Here is a 25537-nt window from a genome sequence, read left to right as displayed (position 1 = left end):
TTGTGCCTGTGATTCAAAGTTTGCAGGCGATGGGAAAGGCATGGTTATTAATATGGCAGAACATTTTAGGGAGACATATTTCCTTGCAATCAGAACGTGTCTGTTACTAGTATTAGAAGTATATATTGTGTTAACAAAGTCTGTTTTAACAGGGGCGTCCAGTTGGGTGCTCCTGCTTTTGGCGTTGTTTGTTGGTGCTATGGCGGGCAAGGAATTGGTAAAAACGAGAATGAGGAAGTGGTTCTTGCTAGGTATCGCAATTTTGTTATGTGGCATTATGATTGTAACACTTGGGAAAGAATTTATGTTGCTTGGAATATTTCTTGTCTATGAAATATTTTCTATAGTGAAACCGTCCTTGATTTGGTACTGCATGCCATTTGTCTTAGCGTGTGTGCCTAGTGAAATAGGAATTTATGTGCAACTCGTATTCACAATGTTAATAGGGATTATCTATATACAACATGACTTTGTAGTTGCTTCCTACCTGAAACAAACACAGGAAGATACCATGGTGGAGCAACGCTTGAAACAAAATATACATCAGCAAGAGCATGAATATAGGGAAGAGATGAAACGTAGTTTGTTGATGGCAGAAAACCAGCTCTTAGAGGAAAGAGCAAGATTGTCACAAACGCTGCATGATAAGCTAGGACACAATATCAATGGTTCTATCTATCAGTTAGAGGCAGTTAAATTAATTATGGAAAAAGAGCCAGAAACAGCAAAGAAAATGACACAGGCTGTAATTGAGCAGTTACGAATGGGAATGGATGAGATTCGTGCTATTTTAAGGAAGGAACGACCAAAGAAATATAGATTAGCTTTACTGCAACTTCAGCAGCTTTGTGACGAGTGTAATCAAAAAGGTGTTGAGGCAGAGCTTGTGGTAGAAGGGGAACTGGGAGAGGTTTCAGAAAAATACATTGAGATTATTTTAGATAATGCATTTGAAGCTGTTTCGAATTCCTTAAAGTATGCGAAATGTAGTAAAATAGAGATTACCATTTATGTATTGAATCAATTGATTCGCTGTAGTATTTCTGATAATGGAGTTGGCTGTGATATGATAGAAGAAGGCATGGGAATCACAGGAATGCGCAAGAGAGTACGTGAAGTGAATGGAATTCTAAATTTTGAAACAGAGGTAGGATTTACTATAAATATATTATTGCCGAGGTAAGTGTGAAGGACGCATTCTTCACGGATTAAAGGAGTCATGTATGAGTATAGAGATGAAAGAAAAAATCAGAGTAATCATTGCAGATGATAGTGATTTTGTGCGAGATGGAATGCGCATTATATTACAGATAGATGACGATTTTGATGTAATTGGATGTGCTAGTAATGGAAGAGAAGCGATAGAGATTGCAAAGCAGATACCACCAGATGTCATTTTAATGGACATTCAGATGCCCGAAATGGATGGCATTGAAGCTACGAAGCATATAGTAGAAAATAATCTAGGAAAAGTATTGATTTTAACAACTTTTGATGATGATGACTTGGTACAGAATGCTCTGCGAAGTGGCGCAAAAGGTTATCTTATTAAAAACCATACTCCGGAGCATTTAAAACAGATGATTAAGTCTGTTTATTATGGAACTGGAGTTATGGAGGAGAGCATTCTTGAAACTCTTACCAAGAATTCAGAGATACAGATATCACGATTTCAAGAGGAAGGCTATACTCCAAGAGAGATAGACATTATTAAAGCAGTTGCAGAAGGATTATCGAATAAAGAAATCGCAAGTAAATTATATATTAGTGAAGGAACGGTAAAGAATTATATTACAACGATTTTGGCAAAGGAAGATTTGTCGCATCGAACTGCTCTTGCGGTATATTATCTGACAGGGAAAAAGCCAAATTGAAATTACATTCAAAAATAAAACATTTAGAGAAAAAGTCGGGTTTATCCAAATAAAAACTGTTACCATAAGTACATCAAGGAATGAATGGAGATGCAGCAGTGAACTATTATGAGAGAATTCAAAAATCAATAGATTATATGGAAGATAATCTGGAGTATGATATTAAAGTAGAAGAAATAGCGAAAGAAGCATATATGTCTGTCTCAAGCTTTCATCGAATCTTCTTTGCGATTACAGGATATCGGGTAAAGGAATATCTGATTAATCGCAGAATAGGAAAATCCTCTGAGGAACTAAAAATGAATCAGACAAAAGTAATTGATATTGCTATGAAATATGCATATGACAGCGTGGATGCATTTTCGAGAATCTTTAAGAAAGTAACTGGGCATACTCCAAGTTCTTGTGCAAAAGGAATGTATCAGTATAAATTTGAAAGGATGAATGTGATGGAAAATTATTTTGAAATGGACGAACAAGGAATGCTTGAACAATATCCTGATATCAAAGTACTAAAAAATTTACCACAAATGAGAGTTGCATATTATTGCTTCTATGGTAAAGACCCAGAGAGTGGAGCTTTTTCGGAGATGAAGAAGTGGGTACAAGCTAATGGAGTAGATTATAGAAATGAAAATTACCGTATATTTGGTTACAATGCACCAGATACAGATGCTTCAGCAGAGGAGTATGGTTATGAGGTATGCGTTACCATTCCGGAAGATATGGAAGTAACGGATGAAAAGATAAAAACAAAGACATTACATGGTGGATTATATGCAGTAGTTTCTATAGAGCCTAAGGAAGATTTAGGAGAAGAGATTATGCTAGGCTGGAAGCGATTCTCTAAATGGCTTGAAGGTAGTAAGTATGTATACGGGGAAGCACAATGGCTAGAGGAACACTTAGGATTTGGAGATGATTTTGAACACCTTGGCGGAGTTGATTTGTATATGCCAATTGCAGTAAAACCGAAATTAGAAGAAATTGAAATGATAGAGGAAGAGATAGAACCATTTACAGTAGCGACATACACAGCAACAGGTCGTGGTGCGGAAGAGAAAGCAAGAAAATATATGTTCAAATGGTTGATGGAGCAGGGAATTGATTTGGCAGATGAGAATGTTAGGATATTTGCGTTTTATAATTTTGAGCAGATTAATAAACCGGGTTATTTCTATAAGTTATATATAAAGATAGCAGAAGATATGGACATAACGGATAGTAAGATAGAGAAAGAAGTTTTTCAAGGTGGAATGTATCTAAAAAACCATGTGAAATATAAAGTCAACGGGCCATCATGGTTTAACTTTATACAAAGCATTGAGCAAAGTAAAATCTATTCATTTGGATTACAGCCTTTTATGGAAGAATATCTGATTACGAAAACAATCATTGATAGTGAGACAGAAATTATTCAACATATGCCTGTTACAAAAGAAATCTCCATGTAAATTGTATGTAAACTTCGTTAGTACGCCCTTTTTCTGTGATATAATACGAGAGAAAAAATCATTTAAAAACCGTAGCATTGCTACATTTTTGGGAGGGCAATATGCTAGAGACATGGAATTCTAATATTATGACAAACTATCAATTGTTAAGCAAGTTAGAGAAAAAGGTAGCAGACTATATATTAGAAAATGATAATCAAGTGGCAGAGATGACGTTGCGCCAGTTAGCAGCAGAGTGTGAGGTCGGACAACCTACGGTTGTTCGAATGGTACATGCCTGTGGATATGAGAGTTTTAAGAGTTTTCGTAGGGATATATGGATAGCAATAAGCGAAAGAGAGAAAAGGCAGTTAGAGATAAAGACAACAAACAAGAAAACCTCTAGGCATCAAATGGAGATAGAAGTAATACAAGACGATATTCAGATGATACTAGATATGGTGAAAGCGATTGATCGAGAGAAGTTAAAGGAAATCGTTTCTTTATTGAAGAAGGCAAATATTATTGATATCTATGGGACGGATAATTCTGCAAATGCAGCAGGTGAATTGTCGGGAAAGCTACTGCATCTAGGGCTTACTTGCCGAAACTATACGGATTTGTTTTTTCAGAAGATATCAGCAGGGCATCTTGGACATAAGGATGTGGCGATTGCATTTTCAATTGCAGGGGAGACGAAAGCGGTTGTTGATGCACTTGTGGCGGCAAAGTCGTGTGGAGCGAAGACAATTGCAGTAACAGGGAATCTATCATCTACTGCGGCAAGAGTAAGTGATTATGTTTTCTATACGCCGACAATATGTCGAAATGAAGTGAGTAAGTGGATTTCATCTCGTATATCACAAATTGCATTTATCGATTTACTATGTGCAAGTATATTAACGAGTGATCCAGAACGGTTCGGGAAACAACTTAATAAGTCAACATTAGGATTTCAAGAAGATCTGATTGAAAAATACAGAGAATGATACAAAGGAAAAAGTATGACCTTGAGACCTCGTTGAATAAATCAAAAAAATAACTTAGTGGAGCAATGCTCCATTAGGTTATTTTTTTTGGGACTTAACATAAATTGCGTTTACATGGATTTAACATGAAGCACATAAAAAGTTTAAAAATGCTCGGTATGATACACAAGACAACAGAGCAAGGACAACGGTGTCAAACAGGCATCGTCCTATCAGAGAGGGTGTGAAAGATGGTTCGTCAGATGACGAAGTTATGTATACCGACAATTATTTCCTTGCTACTAATCGGAATGTATTCCATAATTGATGGTTTGTTTGTTGGAAGAGTGACAGGAGATGTGGGACTTGCCGCAATTAATATTGCGTGGCCAATACCTGCGTTAATAACAGCAATTGGAGTAGGAATCGGATCAGGCTGCAGTGTTTTATATTCTCATCAACGAGGAGAATCATTGGAGCAGGAGAGTGAACTTACATTACATAGTGGAATAACTTGTTTGTTGATAAGTGGATTACTAGTAACTGTTTTACTAGGTATAACGTATCCATCTATATTAAGAGTACTTGGTTCTACAGGAGAGGTTTGGATACAGGCTAAGAAGTACAGTGAAATCATTATTCTTGGTTCTGCATTTCAGATATTCGGAGCTGGCTTTATTCCGATTTTGAGAAATATGGATTTACCGATACAAGCAATGTTTAGCATGATTGCTGGTATGTTGACTAATCTTGGTATTAACTACTATCTAATTGTGGTACTTAGATTAGGAATACAAGGAGCTGCATATGGAACAGTCATATCACAAGTATTGGTTTCGATTATCTGTATTGTCATAATCGTGAGAAAGAGAGGATACCGTCCGAAATGGATTCTTTCCTATAAGCGAATTAGGAAGATTGCTAAGAGTGGTTTATCAGCGTTTGGAGTATCTATTGCACCATCGGTTGCATTAATGATTACGAATAAACAATGTTTATTTTATGGCGGAGAAGAGGCAGTGGCATGTTATGCAGTGATTTCCTATATTGTGTTTCCTGTATATTCAATGTTGACAGGAATCGGAGATGGAAGCCAGCCACTCATAAGCTTCTATTCGGGAGCAGGAGATCAAAAGCGGTTGCAGGAAGTAAAGAAGATAGCATATTCCTTTATTGTAATGTTATCTACCTTGCTGTTTGTGGCAGTCTTACTAGTAAAAGTCTACTTACCAAAATGGTTTGGAATATCGAGTCAAGCAGCAATGTATTTTAACAGAGGAATGTCCATCAGTATGCTTTCTTTCTTTGCCGTAGGATTTACGAAATTCAGAATTGCTTATAGGAATGCAACGCTAAGGGTAAAAGAAGCGATGCTAGTAATCTATGGAGAAAGCTTGCTCGTTAGTCCGATTCTACTATGGCTATTACCGTTGTGCTTGGGGCTAGATGGGATATGGATATCACTTCCGATGACAGGGGTAGTTATGTTCATCGTATCTAGGAAGATAGGTGATATGTGAAAGAAAACGTTACATAAAAAAGATAGGAGTTGAAATAAGTGAAAAGAAAAGCAGCAATTCGTAATATGGGTGCAGTTATGTTGTTTATTATACCAGCCCTTATTCCATTAGTAGTATTTTGGATTTATCCAATTCTGCGTTCGATGTTTATTAGTATTACAGATTGGGATTATATGAGTACTGATTATAATATTGTATGGTTTGATAACTTTCGTATGTTACTAAAAGATAGCAGATTTTATGAGGCACTGAAAAATACAGTCGTGTTTGCATTAGGGACTGTGATACCAACAGTAATCGGTGGTTTGTTCTTAGCATTGTTACTACAAAAACAATTTCGGGGCAGTGGAATATTCAAGTTTATTCTGTTTTCGCCGTGGATAACACCTACCGTTGCCGTTAGTATTGTATGGACTTGGATATACGAGCCTGATTCGGGAATTGCCAATATGGTATTGAATTTTTTGAATCTCCCAAGTATGAAATGGATATCAAGTTCCAATACAGCGATGCTATCCGTGGTAATTGTTACGGTTTGGAAGAGTATCGGATATGCAATGGTATTTTACCTATCAGCACTTGAGAAAGTACCAAGTGAATTATATGAAGCCTCAGGGTTAGATGGGGCAAATAGATGGAAGCAGTTCTGTTATGTAACACTTCCCTCAATATCACCAACTACATTTTTCCTTGTGATTATTACTATGGTTAATTCTCTGCAAGCATATGACCAGATTCAAATACTTACGCAGGGCGGACCTTCGGGAAGTACAAGAACGTTACTATATATGTATTACCAGTTAGGTTTCAAAGAATTCAATATGGGGCAGGCATCAGCAGTAGCGATTGTAATAATTATGATTACGATAGTCTTATCCTTAATTCAATTTATTGCATCAAAGAAATGGGTTCACTATTAAAGAAGGAGAATAGCAAATGCAAGTGAGAGGTAATACCTATGTGGAAGTCATTCGAAAGAGTATAAAAATTATAATTCTTACAGCAGTAAGTATTTTTACAGCATTCCCGTTTATATGGATGATAGTGAGTGCGTTAAAGACAAAAGTGGAAATTATGAATGCAACAATTTTCTTTCCAAGTGATCCTCAGTGGAATAATTTTATAGAAGTAATATTTCATTCGCCATTGATACGTTACATAGGAAACAGTTTATTTGTTTCTATCGTAACACTAATCATACAGATTGTGTCGGGAGCTATGATTGCATATGCACTAGTATTTATGAGATTTCGTGGAAGGAAACTTCTATTTGCAATTATTATGGGAACGTATATGCTTCCAACGGCAGCAACATATATTCCAAGTTATATTATCCTAGCGGATATGAAATTATTAGATAGTTATACTGGTTTAATTGTATCAAATGCAGTAAGTATTTTTGGAATCTTCTTGCTTAGACAAGCATTTATGCAAGTTCCGCAAGGGCTTGTTGAAGCAGCTAGAATAGATGGAGCGAATCATGCCAAGATTTTAATCTATATGATTGCACCAATGACCAAATCCTCGTTTATAACATTTGGATTAATGAGTTTTATATCAACGTATAACAGTTATATGTGGCCTTCATTAATCACAGATTCCCCTGAGAAGAGTTTAGTATCGCAAGGTCTTAGACGTTTCTTTATTGAGGGAGGAGCTTATGGAACAGAGTGGTCTCTTGTAATGGCAGGAAGTGCACTGATTGTTTTACCATTGTTACTTGTTTTTATGTTTACACAGAAATGGTTTATCAATGGAATCGGTGGAGACACAGGAATGAAAGGGTAGTTATTTCGCATGATTCAGGTTTCAAAAGGTTTATTTATTCTTTCGAATGAATACTTGAAACTATTTATTCATTTGAAAGTGGTTGAGGTACTTGTGTAAGATAGGTTTTGATACAAAACTTGGTACGCTTTCAAAGCTTCTTCGCTGCTGTACTATAACACAAAACACGCTGCACACCTAAGTACTTCTAAGTGTGTACGGGAGAGATTGGAAATGATACGGAAACGCCTTCGATTCGGCATCCTGCCTCAGCTCAGGCTGACTCGGCGTCCATGCCTCGTCTTCCTAGGTTGTGAATGTACACACTAAGAAGTACTAAGGTGTTTCGCTATCGTTTCTTAGTTATAGTACAGCAACGAAGAAGCAGTTTTAGATAATTAAGTTTTGCATAGCCAATTTTAGAACACAAGCACAAGTGAATAACTGAATGAATAAATAGTTTCAAGTATTCATGATTAAGGTTATCGATAACCTTTTGAAACCTGAATGCGACAACAACAAGGAGCAATATATGAAAAAGAAAAGAGTAGTAGAACTAGGATTAGCAGTAACAATGATGGCTTCGTTAGTGAGTGGTTGTAGTAGCAATAAGAAAGATGATAAAACAGTAAGTAATGCAAAAGCTGTTGAAGCTACCGTTACAGAAATTGATTTTTGGTACTCTGGTGGTAAGACGGCGGTTGGTGTTTTTGGAGATATCGTAGAGGACTTTAATGCTTCTCAAAGTCGTTATCATATTAATGCGGTGACACAGGCGGATTATACGGAAACTTATGAGAAGTTACAGGCTGGTATTGCGGGAAAGAATGCTCCTGATATGGCGCTATTAGATGTGGATAAAGCTAGAAATTTATCTAACAAGAATCTAGTTGCAGATTTAAGAACATTTATTGAGAGTGATTCAGAATATAAGGCAGAGGATTATTTGGAAGTTTTCTTTAATCAAGGGTATGACAAAGATGGTAAGTTATTTGCTTTTCCAGCATACGGAACAACGCAAGTAATGTATTATAATATCGCTGCATTTGCAGAGGCTGGTATCAATGCAGAAGATATCAAAACATGGCAAGACCTTGAGGCGGCAGCAGCTAAGATGGCAAGAGCAGATGGTTCATTCTATGGTTGGGAACCTATGTGGGGGTCAGGGAATATGGTTGATGCAGCTCTTAGCAATGGTGCAAGCTTATTTAGTGAAGATGGAAAGACAGTAACCATTAATTCAACGGAATGGGTAGAAGTATTCGAATGCTTTAGAAGATGGATTCATGAAGATAAGACAATGAAGATTAACTATGGTGGTCAAGGTTGGGAATACTGGTACAAAACAATTGATGATGTTCTTCAAAATAAAGCAGGTGGATACACAGGTTCTTCAGGGGATCAAGCAGATTTAGATTTCTCAATTGTTGCAGCAATGGAACAACCAGGGTTTGGTAGCAATCCATCTGCACCAGCAGCGTCAGCACTTCAATTAGTTATGTTAGACAGTTCTAGTGATGCAGAAAAACAAGGTGTATATGAATTCATGAAGTTCTTTACGAACGCAAAGAATCAAGCAAAATGGTCTATGGCAACGGGGTATGTTGCAGTAAACAGTAATACAAGTGAAGATGCAGATTTTAAGAAATATGTAGAAGAGAATCCACAGGCATTAGTTCCATTACAACAAGCATCTCATGGTTCTATTATTCCAGAAGACCCAACAGGTGGAAAGATTTTAGATGCATTAACAATTGCAGCTGATAAAGTTGAGATTGAAGGAATATCTGCACAGGAAGCATTAGATGAAGCACAAGAAACTGCACAAGCAGCACTTGATAACGTGAAGTAGTATGAGAGAAGAATTTGAGTATATCATAAGTAAGCAAATGGATAGTAGGAAGAGGGAAGTCATTACGATTCCTTCTTCACAAGAGCAAAACATAAATAGTGGGCTTCATTGTATTGTAGAGATGGATGAGATATGCCGCTATATGGGATTCCTAATTATTATTGATAGTAAAAAGCAAATCCGTATGCAGAAATTATTAGGATATGGAGAGCAGGTAATTAGTATTACAAAGTCAAGTGAGACAACAAGTATTGGTGGAGTTCCCGGAGAGATTTATGCTGGTGAATGGGAAATCATATTTGGTATATTCACAGAATATCTGGAACAAAAGTTAGGAGAACAGACAGCAACGATTCGTATTACGATTACTGATGAGCCAACGGAATGTACAGAAGCGATTGGTAAATGGTGTTTTGTTGATGGAATGCATGGACTTCAAATTGCAGAAGAGAACTATTCGTATGATAAATGTATCCAGACAGAGAGCAAATGGTATAAAGGAGATTTTCATACGCATACGACATTGTCTGATGGAAAAGATACCGTAAGACATGCAATGGAAAAGGCAGTCAAACAAGGACTAGATTTCTATGTACCAACAGAACACAATGTAATGCATACTGGCTGGTGTGATACGAAACTGTTGATTCTTCCTGGAATTGAGATTACGACGGTAGTAGGACATTTTAATATATTTGGAATCAAAGACCAACCAATAGCGTTAGCAACATTGCTACTCTCTAGCGATAATGAAATCATACAAGAGTGCTGTATTCAGATTATGAAAGAGGCTAGACAACAGGGGGCAATTATTAGTATTAATCATCCGTTTCTACATATATGGAAGTGGCTTGGGGGAGAGATTCCTCTTACACTAATTGATTGTATGGAGATTATCAATGACCCTACGTATGACTATGCAAAGGAATCGAATGATAAAGCAATTGCTTTCTTAGATTTTCTATGGCAAGACGGACATAAAATCTTTGGTGTTGGGGGAAGCGATGCACATAACTTGACAGAGGAACGCTATACAGGGGCAACAGAGCCTTCTATTATAGGTGATCCAGCCACGTATGTTTATTGTGATACATTAACACCAAGAAAGCTGTTAAATCACGTTAAACAAGGAAATGTACTCGTGACAAGATACATAGAGATAATACCAGAAATTATCGTAGGAGAACAGAGTTATCTTCCTGGTAGTGAGATTATGTCTTCAGAGGATATTCGCTATCATATTGTAATAAAACAGTGTGAGCAGTTACCAATTGTGTATGTTGTTTGCAATGGAAAGAAAACAGAATTAACAGTGAGACAAAGTGAAGATGGAACATACTACGCAAATGCGTCTATTTCATATGAAGGACAGGAATGGCAATGGATTCGTATGGAAGTTCGAAGTAAAGAGGGAGCATTTTTGGCATATAGTAATCCAGTCTATCGAGGTAAGATGGAATCTCGTTTTATTACTTACAAAGATGCATTGTCCGCTATGGAGGAAGTAGATGCGAATTAAGGGAGTTTTATTTGATAAAGATGGTACTCTAATCGATTTCTTTTCCCTATGGCTAAAGGCGGCAACGGAAGTGATTCCAAAGTTAATGAAGGAACTAAGTATTGACAGTATGCCGGAGATGAAAGAATATTTACTTAATACAATTGGAGTTAGAGATGGGGCAGTTGATCCAAATGGTGGATTAAGCTATAAGTCATATGGTGAAATTGCGGAAGATATTAAGGAGGCTTTAGCGGAAAAAGACGTTTATGTAGATGTCTCTAGGACACATAAATTGTTAGTGAAGTTGTTTGAGGAATTTGCAACGGGTGAAAACGTACAATTTCAAACATTTACTCCAATGAAAGAGATGTTAACTAGTTTAAAGAGGGAAGGAATCTATGTTGGACTTGCAACAGCCGATACCTTACATTCTGCTAGAGTTTGCCTAGAGAAACTTGATATCTTAGAGATGTTTGACTTTGTAGGAGGAGATGATGGCATCATGCAGCCGAAGCCTCATCCAGAGATGTTTGATTTGTTTACACAGAGATATAAATTGCAGCCAGAGGAAGTTGCAATTGTGGGAGATACACCAAATGATATGCTATTTGCAAAGCAATGTGGAGCAATTGCGATAGGTGTGCTAAGTGGTGTAAGTAACAAAGAGGATTTAATGGAGAATGGGGATTATATTATATCCTCTGTAGATGAATTGTTATCATTACTTCACACAATATAGAATAAAATAGAGAGCAAAAGGGATAATGTTGGTATAGATGACATGATCCCTTTTTCTAATAGATAGATTTCGTTAAAGCAGGGTGAGAAAACTAATAATACGAGAAGAAGGGAATGAATAATAAAACAATAGGTAAGAAAATGAATCATTAAATGTATTGTGTGTGAATTATCTGCCAATAAATTGGGTAATTGTGCAAGTTATCTAACAATTATTCAATAACAGAAGAAAAAGAAGTAGAATATTCGGAAATATGTTTGATTTTCTTGAGAATTGTGTTATAATATTAGTAGAAATCAATAAGAATTATCTGACTAGAGTAGGAGTGGTAGTATGGGTATATCAGCAAGACAACTAGATGAATGGAAGAAAAATCTTATCGGAGAGTACAATGATGTATTAAATTCAATTCAATCACTATCAGAGAAAGGAATTGTTGATTTTGATTCGATGAAGTTTCTTGTATCCTGTAAGAAGAGTTTGGAAAATCAAATTAACAATTATGAGAGGGATATAGATTTTTATGATGTATAATTATAGCGTTGGGCTGTAGAAACTGTTACATTAAGACATTTGAAGAAATTGTCTGAGTGTAGCAGTTTCTTTTGTTATAGTTACTGTTCACACAAAACGTTCACAGTAACTTTGGATACACATTTTTTTCTTGACTTAAAGGATAGAACTGATAGTATATATTTATAGGAATAAAAAGAAGAAACGAAAGAGTAGGCTATAAGAAAGGTAAGGTTATGATTATGGAATATAGAAAATTGGATAAACTAGGAATCGATGTTTCTTTACTTGGATTTGGTTGTATGAGATTTCCGCTTCTAGAGAATGGTAGTATTGATGAAGTAGAAGCTGAGAAGATGATTGATAAAGCAATGGCAGAAGGTGTGAATTATATAGACACTGCTTATCCATATCATAATGGAGATAGTGAACCATTTGTAGGGAAAGTTTTAAACAAGTATGATCGTTCAAAGTATTATCTTGCAACAAAACTTCCTTGCTGGGAGATTAAATCAGTAGCAGATGCGAAACGTATCTTTGAAGCGCAGTTAGAGCGTTTAGGACAAGAGTATGTTGATTTCTATCTATTACATGCACTTAATAAAGAACGTTTTCATGAAATGAAGGATTTAGGGATTGTTGAATTCTGTGAGCAGTTAAAAGAGGAAGGAAAGATTCGCTATTTTGGTTTCTCATTCCATGATGATTATGACGCATTCGAAGAAATTGTTACAGATAGGGATTGGGATTTCTGCCAGATTCAATATAACTATATGGATACAGAAGAGCAAGCAGGAGACAAGGGATATGAATTAACAGAAAAGCTTGGTATTCCGGTTATTGTTATGGAGCCAATTAAGGGTGGTTCGTTAGCAGTACTTCCAGATGATATCACAGCAATATTCAAAGAATCAGATTCGAATGCTTCTGTAGCATCTTGGGCACTTCGTTTCGTGGCAAATCATAAGAATGTTAAAACAATACTTAGTGGTATGTCAACTTATGAGCAAGTACTGGATAATTTAGATACATTCGCAGAATTTAAGCCATTAACAGCAGAGGAAGAGGTTGTTATAGAGAAAGTGGCAGAGACGATTAAAAGTCGAGTTAAGAATGGCTGTACTGGTTGCAGATATTGTATGCCATGTCCAGCAGGTGTTGATATACCTAGATGCTTTTCTATATGGAACCAACATGCAATGTATGAGAATGATGGACATGCGAGATGGGATTACTTTTCTAACTTTAATGAAAAAGAACATGCAAATAATTGTATCAAATGTGGAAAGTGTGAAAAAGTCTGTCCACAAAAAATCGCAATTCGCGAGGATTTAGCTCGTGTTGCATCTGATATGGATCATATAAAATAACCCTTTTAATACGATTAAATAAATAGTATGTTTATTTACTTTTGTGGAAGAAAAAGTTATAATTAAAAAATATTATAAGTAACAAGAAGAAGCACCAGCGTCTATTTGAGCTGGTGCTTATAGGAGAATAGAATGGTACGTGATACATTTGATGCGATTGTCAATAATATCGATGTTAGACAAAATCTTAGTAAATTAAGGCAAGAGATTAAAGAAGAATCGAATAAGTATGCATTGCTATACTATATGGGAGAGAAGAAAAACATAATTCCTCTATTATTAGAAAGTGAAGATGCAAAGACAAGAAAGAATGCGGCACTATTAATGGGTGATCTTGCTTTAGAGGAATATCTTCCTTCTATCATAAATGGTTATGAAAAGGAAGAGCAACGGTTTGTTAAAAGCTCTTATTTAGTAGCACTTAAAAACTTTGATTATCGTGAACACCTCTCATTTTTAAAGGAATGTTTGGATACGCTGTTAGCAGCAACACTAACAGAGGAGAATAAGAAGCATACCGAAGAAGAAATCAGAGAATTGACAGCATTGATTGTTTCGATGGAAGGTGTTAAGAAGCACACATTTACTGGTTTTCATAAATCATCGAAAGTATTGTTATTAACAAATCGTAATCATATTCCTGTGACATTAAAGCAAGTGCAGATGATTACACCAACAGCGAAGGAATTCAATGCAGGTGTTATGGTAAGAACAGAGGCATTGGATGAGATTCTTCCAATAAGAACTTATCAGGAGCTTTTGTTTGCACTTGATGGAGCACAAGTTTGTAACATGAATCCAATACAAGCAGCGAAATTACTGTGCGCAGGTGATTTAATTGGATTTTTTAGTGAAAGACATGGTGGCGATGCACCATTTTACTTTAGAGTAGAAGTTAAGAGTAAGATGGAACTAAGTAAGAAGAGTGAATTTGCTAAGAAGTTCTCTAGTGAACTGGAGCGATTAACAAAGAGACAGGTGATTAATTCAACAAATCACTATGAATTTGAGATTCGTTTTATAGAGAATAAAGATCAAAACTTTAATATATTATTAAAACTATATACGATAAAGGACAGTCGATTTACGTATAGAAAGAATGTCGTTGCCTCTAGTATTCGTCCTGTGAATGCAGCACTTACTGTAGCGTTAGCGAAAGAGTATATGAAGGAAGATGCACAAGTTCTTGATCCATTCTGTGGAGTTGGAACGATGTTAATTGAGCGTCATAAGCAAGTGAAAGCATATTCCACATATGGTATTGATATCTTCGCAGATGCGATTGAATTAGCAAGAGAGAATACACAAGCGGCAAGACAAGTAATACATTATATTAATCGTAATTTCTTTGACTTTAAACATGAATATCTATTCGATGAAGTTATAACGAATATGCCATTTTCGAATTCAACAAATCGTGAACAGGAAATAGAAGAGTTGTATCAGAGTTTCTTTAGAAAAGTGGGAGAACATTTAAAAGAGGATGGGGTAATCATTTTATTTACACATAATCGTGAACATGTTTTGAAATACGGTAAGGCAGCAAGATACCAGATTCGAGAGCATTTCGAGATATCAAGAAAAGAAGGAACGTATGTTATGGTTTTATCGAATTAGGTGATAAAACAGTAAATTATGAAGTGAGGTAGAGTATCGTGAAGGTAAGTGTAGTAATACCTTATGTTAATGGTCCACATTTTCTAGAGGATTGTATGGAAAGCTTGAAGGATCAAACATGGAAAGATTTCGAGGTATTGTTGATACAAGATAAACCAAGTAAGTATCTAACGGAAATAGAGAATGTGAATGAAGTGGAAGATTCTACGAAGGTTGTGGATAACTACAAAGATTTTTTCCCTATCCGTGTATATTCAACAACAGATGTACAGGGCGTAAGTGCAGCCCGTAATATTGGAATTGAACATGCTACGGGTGAGTATATCTATTTCTTGGATTCGGATGACTATCTGTTTCATGATACATTAGCGAAATTAGTGACGGCAGCAGATGAGGGACAAGTTGACGTAACCTATGGAACGATTGTTGATACATGGTTTAAGCGGCTTGTATTCTTTGATTCCTATGAGGAAACACAGCAAGTGAATACAACATCAGAGGAAGCGGCTATGAATGCAGCAGAAGGTGATGATGAAGAGGATTATCGTAAAGAGATTATTCAGATGCAGAAACCTTCAGAAGCTGTAGTAGATTTGATTGGAAAGAAACGTGGTTTTGTAGCGATATCTGCACTGAATCTTTTGATTAAACGAGATTTGTTGATAGAAAATGCTATTACATTTGATGAACGGATTTTGTTCTATGCGGATATATCGTTTGTAGCGAATGTATTGAAGCAGGTAAAGAATACCGTTTCTGTTGAGATGGCTAAATATGTGAAGCGTAAGCATAATGATCCAATTCATTATCCAGCACTAATTCAGATAAAGGCAGAAGACAAGTTTGCTCATATGCTTCATGCCTATGAAGTAACAGTGAATACAATGGGAGAACAAGATGTTATCTCTTATCTGTTGGCGTTTAAGTTAGTTAATTACTATACGAATTATCATGCAACGAAAATTAGAAGAAGTGAGAAGTCATACTGGCGAGGAGAACGGTTTACTTCTGTTCAAAAGTTAGCGATGAAACTTCCTACGGAGATTACTAATAACTTATCGAGCTATAAGAAGAAGTTAGTGAAACGATTACAAAAGGGTGATTTGTCAGCAACAAAGCGTGCTGTTAATCTACATCTTGGATTTAAGAAAGTTCGAAAGATTAAATCTAATCCAAGAGCATTTGCGTGCTATCTGTATTTTCATCTGTTTACAAAGATGAAGATGAAGGATAACTGGGTATTGTTTGAGAGTTTCTTTGGAAAGAGTTATTCAGATAGTCCAAAGTATATCTATGAATATCTTAATAAAGCATATCCAAATCAATTCAAATGTATCTGGGTTATCAACGATAAGAAAACACAGATTCCATACGGAGCAATTAAGGTAAAGCGTTTTAGCATTCGATATGCATATTATTTTGCGCGCTGCAAATACGATGTACTGAATGTTAGACAGCCAAATTGGATACGTAAGCGTAAAGGAAATGTATTTCTTGAGACTTGGCATGGAACACCACTCAAACGATTGGTTTTTGACCAAGAAGAAGTATGTGGTGCATCACCACTTCACAAACAACAATTTTATCGTCAATCTAGAGATTGGGATTACTTGGTATCTGACAACGGATTTTCAACAGAGACATTTAAGAGGGCATTCCTTTTCCATAATGAGATTGTAGAGTGTGGTTACCCAAGAAATGATATCCTCTATGCGCCAGATAAAGACGCTAGAATGGATCGTTTAAAGGATAAGCTAGGAATACCAAAAGATAAGAAAACAATCCTCTATGCGCCAACATGGAGAGATGATGAGTATTATGGTAAGGGCGAATATAAATTCGCATTGAAGCTTAATTTACATGAGTTAAAGAGACAGTTAGGTAATGAATATGTACTGTTGCTTAGAACTCATTACTATATCGCAGATTCCATTGATATAACAGGAATTGAAGACTTTGCATTTAACGTAAGCAAATACAATGATATATCAGAATTGTATCTCATATCGGACTTGCTTATTACGGATTATTCTTCTGTATTTTTTGATTATGGAAATCTTAGACGACCAATTCTCTTTTTCACATATGACCTAGAGAAGTACCGAGATATGTTACGTGGTTTCTATCTTGATATAGAGAAAGAGATGCCTGGCCCATTACTATTTACAGAGGAAGAAGTGATAACGGCAATTAAGGATATCAAGAATGTAGAAGTAGAGTATCAAGACAAATATGATGAATTCTATAATCGTTTCTGTCATGTTGGTGACGGATATGCTTCAAAGAGAATTGTTGAGAAAGTGTTTGGACTTAGTGAGTCTGATGTGAATTAATCAAGTGTGAACAAGTGGTTTAGAAAGGAATTAGTAGTGTAGAATGCAGTTTGATATACAACAAGTGGAACAATTTATTTTGTTGTTAGTAACTGCTGTTGTAATAATCTTCTTGCTGAAAGTTATAATGAAGTATCGTAAGAAAAAGAGATTGCTACGAAGTAACATTTACGATATCGATATGCTTTCAGGAGAGGATTTTGAATTATTTCTTTTTTATTATTATAGGAAACATGGATATCGAGTAAAGTTAACTCCGCTGACACATGATTTTGGAGCAGATTTGGTTATTAAAGCTCATGGTAAGCGAATTGTAGTACAAGCAAAGCGTTATAAAGAAAGAGTTGGAATTAAGGCAGTTCAAGAAGTGATAGGTTCTATGGCATACTACAAGGCAAAACAAGGAATGGTTATAACGAACAGTTACTATACGCAAAGTGCATACGTGCTTGCAAAATCCAATGGAATTACGTTAATTGGACGAAATGCATTGATACGTATGATTAATGAAGATACGGTACTATTACCGTAAAAAACACTCCTTATAGGGATAAGAGTACATGATGTTACTTTTACCATATAAGGAGTGTTTTCTAATTTGTAGCTTTTGTAGTAGAATTACGAAATTCTTTTGGTGTTAACTTGAATTTCTCTTTAAATAATTTGTTAAAATAAGAGATGTTATTAAATCCTGTTTCTAGTGCAACTTCCATTATGGAATGGTTTGTCATACATAGCCTTTTGGCAGCGATATCAAGTCGATAGTTATTAATATACTCAATACAAGTAACACTTAGATGCTTCTTAAAGAAACGCATAAAATGATATTCACTAAAGTTTAATTGCTCTGCCATATCCTTCACAGTTATTTGCTCCGTGTAATTGTCCTCGATATATTTTACTATAATCTTGATTTTATCTGTGACGGCATCATCAACAGCAATAGGATCGGGTGTCTCAACAGGAATATTTGCAAAAAGAGTGTGTAAAAAAAGGTAGAGATATGCCTTTAACTCTAGTTCAAATGCTTTGTTTTTACTTAAGTAGGAATCTCGTGCGCGTATAAAATATTCTTTTAGTTGAGCATAACCGGGAGTATCTGGTTTGATTATGAACGGAAAGACTACTTTGTTTTCAGCAATAGGAGTAATAAATTTGATAGAGCAGCTATCATGGCTTGTATTTAACATAGATAAATTGAGAACGAAAGTATCCGCTTCATGTTCCTCTTGCTTGTACTGTGAGCAAGAATGTAGTACATAAGGGTTTAATATTACAAAATCACCTTCATTAACAATATATGGTTTTAAATCTATGTGAAAAATTCCTCTTCCTTTTTTTACAAATACTATTTCAAGCTCCTCATGCCAATGCATATGAACATCAGTAAAGTAATCTGGTACTTTGATCTGATATAGTATAATTGGTAATAAATGATTACCATGGTTTTTGTTTTCATGTAAATTTAGATATTCTTGTAAATTCATTGTGCCCCATTGTAGTATCATAAATAAAAAATTGTGATACTACTTATTTTTCCCTTTCTCGCAAAACAACAGAGCAGTATTCTATTAGAAAAAGCCTTTTTGATTGAAGAATTTGTTCTTTTGCGGCGTTATAATATGGTTATTCCGTTAGTGATATTCCCTGATGTCACTACAAAAATGAAGCGGAATAGCCTCTATATTTATTATAAAGATATCATTTGAAATTGCAAGTGTATCCCTGACATTTGCACTGCAGATATATCTTCATACCAAAGTAATTAATCCCCAAAAAAGCCTAGTGACGAATGTTACTAGGCTTCCTCTCTTGTTATATATTAACTGATACAAGGATTGCTCGTGTTTTACGAGTCAAAAGGTCATACGTTCCATGCTTGCATGAAGCGTATGACCTTTTGAAATTTGTATCATTTTATTGAAATGTATATGGTTCAGTATAACTTAATATTGCTTTATCGTCACCCTTTTGGCCAACTTTAATGGAATCACCAGAGTTTAGGGTGGTAGTACTGATTAGTAATGTCTTTTCATCCACGTATGTTGTCTCTATTTCTGTATCATTTAAGAAAACCTTACTGTATTCTGTGAAGTTTTCACCTTTGATATACATACCATCACTAGCAGATCGGATACCGTTAATTTCAATTTCGTCAATACCCATGTGAAGATTAGTTGCAATATATGGACTTGTTCCATTAAAGATAGCTTGATCGCCATACAGCATATCATATTGAAGTAAATTAAGTTCTTCAAGATAATTATCTGCGTTTATCTTGTTTTGGTGAAGCTTTGTAACATATCCATTGTCGATGTTAAGACGTTTTAGAATAGAAGCAGTAATTTGATATGCTTCCATATCCATATCAATCTTAGGTAAGTTCATATTATCCCAAATTACATAGGAATTCTGATAGATGTTCCCATTTGCTAAGTCAGTGGCATTAATGCCTAAACTAGGTAGATGATCGCCATAGAATACTAATACAACATCTTCATCTATTTTTTCTAATTCATCAATTAAATTACCAATGAAAGTATCCATCTCATGAATTTGGTTTACATAATATTCGAAGGCACAGCGTTTGTCTTCTGCGATACCATCAACAGTAATAGCACCTGCAGATGGTGTGTAACCTTCTGTTAATGTATATTCGCGTTGTGCAAGTTCCGCTGCACCCAAAGTTTGACTTGAACTTGAAAGTGTTGTACTGTCTTGAACAGAAAAATCATTCTCGCTACCAGGATATTTACCATGTCCTTGAACGGAGATTGTATATATAAAATCCTGTTCTTTCGTAGAACGCAATGTTTTCATGATTTCTTCAATTAAAACATTATCTTTTGCCCAACCCATTGGATTTAGCTCAACATTGTGCATATATTCAATAGAAGTAAATGTATCAAAGCCTAGATTGCTAAATACTTGATTACGTCCATAGAATGTACCATCATTATTATGAATTGCATGAGTAGAATAATCAAGTTCCTTTAAATCGAATGCGATACTTTCGCAAGTTTTTTCTTTTAGTATTGTTTTATATGGATATTCGCCAGGACCGAAGAAATCAAGGTTCATACCAGATATGATCTCGAATTCTGTATTAGCAGTACCAGCTCCTACAGAAGGAACATCAAGGAATCCATGACTGTATTTTTCTTGTAGTGCATGATAGTTTGGTAAAGGATCTTCCGAATACGTATAGTCATTCATAAGCGTTACATCATATAAAGATTCAAGCTGAATCATAATAATATTAGGTGTTTGCTTATTGTCTTCTTCGATTTCTGGTGGCGTAGTTAATGTTTCTTCTGCAAGTTCTTCCATCTTTTGTTCTGAGTAATCTTTTGGTTTATCAATACCTGTATTAACAAGACTGTTTGTAAAGCAATATACAAATCCATAATCTTTATAGGCATCTGCAAGGTTACCAAAGTTTTTGGCTAATACGTTAGTACTAATACCAAGGCTAGTGAAAAGTAAGATTGAACCAAACAATAGTGCGATAAGAACGGCATTACGAATACGTGCTACACGTTGCTTGAATTTTGGAGCAAATAGAAACAATAATACAACAGCAATAACTACTACAATGACAGCCACAAAAATAAGTACAATTTGCCATTTTGCTAAATATAAATTAATCATCGGTATTGCTTCATCCATAAGTGATAGATCAACCGCTGTAAATGGTGTTACTCGGAAAACAAGTAGAACTGCATTCGTTATTGCAAATCCAATCCAAACAATGGATACAATAATTGTAACAAAAAATCTTCGTTTTACTAGAAAGGCAACTGAAAATGTTAGTAATACGATTAATGTGTTATATAAAAATACAAGTGGATTCGTAAATACATGTTTTAATGCTTCTAACAGAGAGCTCCTGTTTAGAATTTCTATCAATAGGTTTATAATTAAGGACAAATAAACGAATTGAAGGAGACTCTTAATATCTTCTTTTGAAAACAGATTCTTTAATTTTTTTAACATTATTATCCTCCTCCAGTAATCTAAGTTATAAATCAAAGTTTTCGCCGTTTTATAATATAACATTTTGGAATGTTTTTCAATGTAAAAAACAGATAAACTTTTCGTAAATTTTGGCCCTTTTTTGGCATGTTTATTGGCATCTTTATTGAGATGCAAAACTTGGGAGGTTTTCGAGGCTTCTTTGTTGCTGTCATATAATACGAAACACGCTACGCACCTAAGTACTTCGCTACCGTTTCTTAATTCTATGACAGCAACGAAGAAGCAGGGAAGGTTATGAAGTTTTGCATGGTTTATGTTGTTGATAAAATAAGTAAAGCTAAAAAATGAAATATATCCATTTAATGAAGATGGAGTTAATAAAGAGGAAATTGATTAAAAACCTTAAAATAAGCACGTTGGAGCTTAACAATAGAGGAGGGTAGAAATTCGTTGCTTTGAACATTGTGTGTAAAAAGTAATGGACATTTATCAGAAAAAGTGAGAGAAGTTGATAAAATTGACAAGCAGAATAATCATTACTATACTTTAGATATGAAATTGGTTTAGTTATGTGAAAATTAAAAGGAGGAATAATAAGAATGAATATTTTAGTGAGTGCATGTTTACTTGGGGTAGATTGTAGATATTGTGGAGATAGCTGTAGGAATGAAGGGATTTTGAACTTAAAGGATAAACATAATTTGATTCCCGTATGTCCAGAGCAATTAGGGGGATTGCCTACACCTAGAGTTCCTTCAGAGAGAAAGGGGGAACTTGTGGTTGGTAAAGATGGAACAGATGTGACAGAAGAATTCCAAAAAGGAGCAGAGCAGGCACTGTATCTATGTCAATTATACGAATGTGAAACCGCAATTCTCAAGAAAAACAGTCCATCATGTGGATTTGGAATAATCTATGATGGTACATTCACAGGGAATAAAGTGTCAGGAGATGGAGTTGCTGCAGAATTGCTAAGTCAACATGGGGTGCTTGTATTGAATGAAGATAATTATGCGGAAGGTTTGTAAAAACCATTTTGTAGAATTGATTGAATTTGAGCGTCAAAAGGTTAAGAAAAACGTTCATAATGAATACTAGATAATATTTATTCATTATGAACGTTATCTGTACTTGTGTATCAATAAAGTAGTAATGCAAAACTTCGTTACCTATCCATGTGTATTTGCTGGTGTACTCTAACAAAAAAACGATAGCGAAACCCCTATAGTACTTCTTAGTGTGTACATTCGTAACCTAGGAAGGCTCGGCATGGACGCCGAGCCAGCCTGAGCTGAGGCAGGATGCCGAATCGAAGGCGTTTCCGCAACTTTTCAATATCGACCTGTACACACTTAGAAGTACTTAGGGGTGAAGCGTGTTTTTGGTTAGAGAACACCAGCAAATACATTTTGAATAAAGTATCAAAGTTTTGCATTAGATATATATTACACAAGTACATCGATTCTGTTCAAAGGAATAAATATTTTCTAGTATTCATCTGAAAAACGAGAAACCTTTTGACGCTCAAGTTATAGTTTATTTACACATCTCACAAGCAACTTGTGCAGCAAGTTTAGCATTGTTGTATACAAGTTGGATATTAGATTGTAGACTGTTACCACCAGTGATTAATTGGATTTCATTTAGTAGGAAAGGAGTAGTTTCTTTTCCTTTAATGCCCAATGAATTCATCTTATCAATGGCATCATTAATTGCTTTGTTGATTACATCAGAGTCCATTGCGTACTCTTCTGGAATTGGATTTGCTACTAACATACCACCGCGTAATCCTAAGTCTAATTTAGCTGTGAATGCATCAGCTAATTCTTTTGGTGTATCCATTTGGTAATCAACTTTGAAGCCACTCTTTCTAGTGTAGAAAGCAGGTAGTTCTTCTGTTTGGTATCCAAGAACAGGAACACCTTTTGTTTCTAAGTACTCTAGTGTAAGACCAAGGTCTAGGATCGATTTAGCACCAGCACAAACAACCATAACATCAGTCATGCCAAGCTCTTCAAGGTCAGCAGAGATATCCATTGTAGTTTCCGCACCACGGTGAACACCACCAACACCACCTGTAGCGAAGATTTTAACGCCTGCTAAAGAAGCAAGAATCATAGTAGTGGCTACAGTAGAAGCACCGTCTTCACCTCGTGCTACAAGAATAGGGATATCACGTCTACTAGTTTTATTAACAGCTAGTCCTTTTTTACCTAGGTAATCAATTTCTTCTTTCGAGATACCAACTTTTAATCGTCCTTTGATAATAGCTGTTGTGGCCGGGATTGCACCATTGTCACGAACAATTTGTTCTACGGCAAGTGCAGTTTCTACGTTTTGAGGATATGGCATACCATGAGAAATAATTGTAGATTCAAGGGCAACAACTGGTTTACCCTCTGCAAGTGCTTGTTGAACTTCTGGTGCAACGTCAAGATATTTATTTAATTGATTCATGTGAATAACCTCCTAATTTTTATCTGATTATGTGTTATTTCGTTACTGTGAACGTTTTATGTGAACAGTAGCGTTATTTCAGCATTAAGCTGGATAATGGTTCTGTGAGAATACTAGTTTTTACAATTCTGATGTTGTAATGTCAAGTCTAGCTCTTTTAAGAGCTGCATCGATTGTAAGGGCATCATTAATAGTACCCTTTCCTTCGCAGCATATACTAGAAGCAGCGAGGCCTAACTTGGTGCTTTCGATTAATGAAAGACCATTTAGATAAGCCCATACGATAGCAGCCATAAAACTATCACCACCACCTGTAGCATTGATAAGATTGGTCTTTAAGCAAGGAAGGTGAGCAGATTCATGTTTGCTGGCACAGTATACGCCATCTTTACCAAGTGATAGATATATTTGCTTTACACCCTGATCTAAGAAATATTTAGCAGATTGTTTCATGCTTTCTTCATCTGTTATTTTAATTCCTGTTAATAGCTCAGCTTCAATAAGATTTGGCTTAAAGGAATGAATTCGAGACAAAGAAGGGATTAGCTTTTTAGCCTTTGTTGAAGAAACTGGGTCTGCGAATATTGGAACAGTACAATGTTCTGCTAAGTAGTTAATCGTTCCTTCGGATAAGTTGGCATCTATGATACAAAGAGATGCATTGTTTATAATGTCCATTTTACTAGCAATATAGTCAGGAGTTAAGTAACGATATATCTCCATGTCAGATACGGCTAATTCCATATCACCTTCGCTTGAAGTTATGAAGAGATAACTAGAAGTTACTCCACTTGGAACGACTAAAGAGCTAGTCGTATCGATTCCTAAATCAGCACAATTTTTAATTATCTTTTGAGCATTTACATCTTCACCAAATGCAGTGATTAACTTGATGTTGACCCCAAGTAAACGTAAGTTGTGCGCGATATTTCTAGCAACTCCACCAAAGGTCATTCGTACTTGTCCGGGATTGGAATCATTTTTTATAAGTGGATTATAAGGTCGTCCAAATATGTCCATGTTAACGCCGCCAATAACAACGACATAATTACTTTTATGAACAATATATCCTTTACCAAGTATCATACCCTTTTTCATTAGATTTGATATATGAACGGCAACGGAAGAGCGAGTGATACCTGCGCGAGTAGCTAGTTCTTGCTGGGAGATTAAGGGGTTTTCTTCGATCCATTCTAATAATTGTTTCTCTCTGCGAGTCATGTAAGTAATACCTCCTAAATAAATGTTTATTCGGATAATCTTATGTTTATATTATAAGGCTCGTTTATCCAATTGTCAATAAAAATTCCCAAAAAATAATTATAACCAATTTCCGTGGAAATAGCAATAAATGTGAAAAAAAGAAAGGTAAAATATTGATTTTTGCATTTGGTATGCTATAATAGTATTGTTCTAGTTTGCAGCTGTGGCGGAATTGGCATACGCGCTAGATTCAGATTCTAGTTCAGGTTACTGAGTGTGGGTTCAAGTCCCATCAACTGCATAAGTATATTGAGAGTTTCGCAATTATTTAGTATAAGTAAAAAAAGTGAGAAGAGATGATGTACTCTCTTCACGCTTTTTTTTATTGAAAGGAAAATTATTCATATGAAAT

General features: G+C 35.5%; 20 protein-coding genes and 1 tRNA gene. 17 read left to right on the top strand and 4 right to left on the bottom strand.

The window, feature by feature from the left end; genetic code table 11:
- The first annotated feature begins 52 nt into the window (after nucleotides 1-52).
- The 15 genes from RMR19_RS13145 (at nucleotide 53) to RMR19_RS13075 (ending at nucleotide 18019) form a co-directional block, all read left to right on the top strand.
- On the top strand, nucleotides 53-1183 hold the full coding sequence (locus tag RMR19_RS13145; protein WP_310603949.1) for a sensor histidine kinase: 1131 nt from the start codon (nucleotides 53-55) through the stop codon (nucleotides 1181-1183).
- 40 nt (nucleotides 1184-1223) lie between these two features.
- Entirely contained in the window at nucleotides 1224-1874 is a 651-nt protein-coding gene (locus RMR19_RS13140) for a response regulator transcription factor (RefSeq protein ID WP_310603948.1), read from the top strand.
- Nucleotides 1875-1954: 80 nt separating this feature from the next.
- Nucleotides 1955-3328, top strand: coding sequence for an AraC family transcriptional regulator (locus tag RMR19_RS13135; RefSeq protein WP_310603947.1), 1374 nt, complete (start codon nucleotides 1955-1957; stop codon nucleotides 3326-3328).
- A gap of 101 nt (nucleotides 3329-3429) precedes the next feature.
- Entirely contained in the window at nucleotides 3430-4296 is an 867-nt protein-coding gene (locus tag RMR19_RS13130) for a MurR/RpiR family transcriptional regulator (protein ID WP_310603946.1), read from the top strand.
- A 230-nt stretch (nucleotides 4297-4526) separates the two neighbouring features.
- Nucleotides 4527-5795, top strand: a complete 1269-nt coding sequence (locus RMR19_RS13125) for an MATE family efflux transporter (protein WP_310603945.1) — start codon at nucleotides 4527-4529, stop codon at nucleotides 5793-5795.
- 65 nt (nucleotides 5796-5860) lie between these two features.
- Nucleotides 5861-6715 carry a carbohydrate ABC transporter permease gene (locus RMR19_RS13120; protein WP_310603969.1) on the top strand — a complete coding sequence of 285 codons (855 nt, stop codon included), beginning with the start codon at nucleotides 5861-5863 and terminating at the stop codon, nucleotides 6713-6715.
- A gap of 16 nt (nucleotides 6716-6731) precedes the next feature.
- A complete protein-coding gene (locus tag RMR19_RS13115; RefSeq protein WP_310603944.1) occupies nucleotides 6732-7583 on the top strand; it encodes a carbohydrate ABC transporter permease in 852 nt (283 codons plus the stop codon).
- A gap of 511 nt (nucleotides 7584-8094) precedes the next feature.
- Nucleotides 8095-9414: an extracellular solute-binding protein gene (locus tag RMR19_RS13110; RefSeq protein WP_310603943.1), complete on the top strand. Its 1320-nt coding sequence runs from the start codon at nucleotides 8095-8097 to the stop codon at nucleotides 9412-9414.
- Nucleotide 9415: 1 nt separating this feature from the next.
- Nucleotides 9416-10933 carry a CehA/McbA family metallohydrolase gene (locus RMR19_RS13105; protein ID WP_310603942.1) on the top strand — a complete coding sequence of 506 codons (1518 nt, stop codon included), beginning with the start codon at nucleotides 9416-9418 and terminating at the stop codon, nucleotides 10931-10933.
- On the top strand, nucleotides 10923-11654 hold the full coding sequence (locus RMR19_RS13100; RefSeq protein ID WP_310603941.1) for an HAD family hydrolase: 732 nt from the start codon (nucleotides 10923-10925) through the stop codon (nucleotides 11652-11654). Before RMR19_RS13105 ends, RMR19_RS13100 begins: the two co-directional genes overlap by 11 nt.
- A gap of 333 nt (nucleotides 11655-11987) precedes the next feature.
- Nucleotides 11988-12188, top strand: coding sequence for a hypothetical protein (locus RMR19_RS13095; RefSeq protein ID WP_310603940.1), 201 nt, complete (start codon nucleotides 11988-11990; stop codon nucleotides 12186-12188).
- A gap of 221 nt (nucleotides 12189-12409) precedes the next feature.
- Complete coding sequence (locus RMR19_RS13090) at nucleotides 12410-13537, top strand: aldo/keto reductase (protein WP_310603939.1); 1128 nt, start codon at nucleotides 12410-12412, stop codon at nucleotides 13535-13537.
- A gap of 132 nt (nucleotides 13538-13669) precedes the next feature.
- The gene (locus tag RMR19_RS13085; protein WP_310603938.1) at nucleotides 13670-15154 is read left to right on the top strand and encodes a TRM11 family SAM-dependent methyltransferase; all 1485 of its coding nucleotides are present in this window, start codon (nucleotides 13670-13672) and stop codon (nucleotides 15152-15154) included.
- A 38-nt stretch (nucleotides 15155-15192) separates the two neighbouring features.
- Nucleotides 15193-17487 carry a bifunctional glycosyltransferase/CDP-glycerol:glycerophosphate glycerophosphotransferase gene (locus RMR19_RS13080; protein ID WP_310603937.1) on the top strand — a complete coding sequence of 765 codons (2295 nt, stop codon included), beginning with the start codon at nucleotides 15193-15195 and terminating at the stop codon, nucleotides 17485-17487.
- Between the two features lie 43 nt (nucleotides 17488-17530).
- Nucleotides 17531-18019, top strand: a complete 489-nt coding sequence (locus tag RMR19_RS13075) for a restriction endonuclease (protein ID WP_310603936.1) — start codon at nucleotides 17531-17533, stop codon at nucleotides 18017-18019.
- A gap of 61 nt (nucleotides 18020-18080) precedes the next feature.
- Here the strand turns inward: RMR19_RS13075 and RMR19_RS13070 are convergent, their stop codons facing one another.
- Entirely contained in the window at nucleotides 18081-18974 is an 894-nt protein-coding gene (locus RMR19_RS13070; RefSeq protein ID WP_310603935.1) for an AraC family transcriptional regulator, read from the bottom strand.
- 430 nt (nucleotides 18975-19404) lie between these two features.
- Entirely contained in the window at nucleotides 19405-21483 is a 2079-nt protein-coding gene (locus tag RMR19_RS13065; protein ID WP_310603934.1) for an LTA synthase family protein, read from the bottom strand.
- 581 nt (nucleotides 21484-22064) lie between these two features.
- Here RMR19_RS13065 and RMR19_RS13060 point away from each other — a divergent pair.
- On the top strand, nucleotides 22065-22493 hold the full coding sequence (locus RMR19_RS13060; RefSeq protein ID WP_310603933.1) for a DUF523 domain-containing protein: 429 nt from the start codon (nucleotides 22065-22067) through the stop codon (nucleotides 22491-22493).
- Nucleotides 22494-23001: 508 nt separating this feature from the next.
- Here RMR19_RS13060 and RMR19_RS13055 read toward each other — a convergent pair.
- Nucleotides 23002-23922: a pseudouridine-5'-phosphate glycosidase gene (locus RMR19_RS13055; protein WP_310603932.1), complete on the bottom strand. Its 921-nt coding sequence runs from the start codon at nucleotides 23920-23922 to the stop codon at nucleotides 23002-23004.
- A gap of 120 nt (nucleotides 23923-24042) precedes the next feature.
- Nucleotides 24043-25143 carry a PfkB family carbohydrate kinase gene (locus RMR19_RS13050; protein WP_310603931.1) on the bottom strand — a complete coding sequence of 367 codons (1101 nt, stop codon included), beginning with the start codon at nucleotides 25141-25143 and terminating at the stop codon, nucleotides 24043-24045.
- 199 nt (nucleotides 25144-25342) lie between these two features.
- Between RMR19_RS13050 and RMR19_RS13045 the strand changes: the two genes are divergently transcribed.
- A tRNA-Leu gene (locus RMR19_RS13045) sits at nucleotides 25343-25426 on the top strand.
- The last annotated feature ends 111 nt before the right edge of the window (nucleotides 25427-25537 follow it).

The sequence above is a fragment of the Anaerosporobacter sp. genome (genome assembly GCF_031551385.1).
In the GTDB taxonomy this organism is placed as follows: Bacteria; Bacillota; Clostridia; order Lachnospirales; family Lachnospiraceae; genus Anaerosporobacter.
This window is presented reverse-complemented; position numbering and strand designations above follow the sequence as displayed.

Coding starts and splice junctions, on each gene's coding strand:
- RMR19_RS13145 (WP_310603949.1), top strand. CDS start 53: ATGGCAGAACATTTTAGGGAGACATATTTCCTTGCAATCAGAACGTGT.
- RMR19_RS13140 (WP_310603948.1), top strand. CDS start 1,224: ATGAGTATAGAGATGAAAGAAAAAATCAGAGTAATCATTGCAGATGAT.
- RMR19_RS13135 (WP_310603947.1), top strand. CDS start 1,955: ATGAATGGAGATGCAGCAGTGAACTATTATGAGAGAATTCAAAAATCA.
- RMR19_RS13130 (WP_310603946.1), top strand. CDS start 3,430: ATGCTAGAGACATGGAATTCTAATATTATGACAAACTATCAATTGTTA.
- RMR19_RS13125 (WP_310603945.1), top strand. CDS start 4,527: ATGGTTCGTCAGATGACGAAGTTATGTATACCGACAATTATTTCCTTG.
- RMR19_RS13120 (WP_310603969.1), top strand. CDS start 5,861: ATGGGTGCAGTTATGTTGTTTATTATACCAGCCCTTATTCCATTAGTA.
- RMR19_RS13115 (WP_310603944.1), top strand. CDS start 6,732: ATGCAAGTGAGAGGTAATACCTATGTGGAAGTCATTCGAAAGAGTATA.
- RMR19_RS13110 (WP_310603943.1), top strand. CDS start 8,095: ATGAAAAAGAAAAGAGTAGTAGAACTAGGATTAGCAGTAACAATGATG.
- RMR19_RS13105 (WP_310603942.1), top strand. CDS start 9,416: ATGAGAGAAGAATTTGAGTATATCATAAGTAAGCAAATGGATAGTAGG.
- RMR19_RS13100 (WP_310603941.1), top strand. CDS start 10,923: ATGCGAATTAAGGGAGTTTTATTTGATAAAGATGGTACTCTAATCGAT.
- RMR19_RS13095 (WP_310603940.1), top strand. CDS start 11,988: ATGGGTATATCAGCAAGACAACTAGATGAATGGAAGAAAAATCTTATC.
- RMR19_RS13090 (WP_310603939.1), top strand. CDS start 12,410: ATGGAATATAGAAAATTGGATAAACTAGGAATCGATGTTTCTTTACTT.
- RMR19_RS13085 (WP_310603938.1), top strand. CDS start 13,670: ATGGTACGTGATACATTTGATGCGATTGTCAATAATATCGATGTTAGA.
- RMR19_RS13075 (WP_310603936.1), top strand. CDS start 17,531: ATGCAGTTTGATATACAACAAGTGGAACAATTTATTTTGTTGTTAGTA.
- RMR19_RS13070 (WP_310603935.1), bottom strand. CDS start 18,974: ATGAATTTACAAGAATATCTAAATTTACATGAAAACAAAAACCATGGT.
- RMR19_RS13065 (WP_310603934.1), bottom strand. CDS start 21,483: ATGTTAAAAAAATTAAAGAATCTGTTTTCAAAAGAAGATATTAAGAGT.
- RMR19_RS13060 (WP_310603933.1), top strand. CDS start 22,065: ATGAATATTTTAGTGAGTGCATGTTTACTTGGGGTAGATTGTAGATAT.
- RMR19_RS13055 (WP_310603932.1), bottom strand. CDS start 23,922: ATGAATCAATTAAATAAATATCTTGACGTTGCACCAGAAGTTCAACAA.
- RMR19_RS13050 (WP_310603931.1), bottom strand. CDS start 25,143: ATGACTCGCAGAGAGAAACAATTATTAGAATGGATCGAAGAAAACCCC.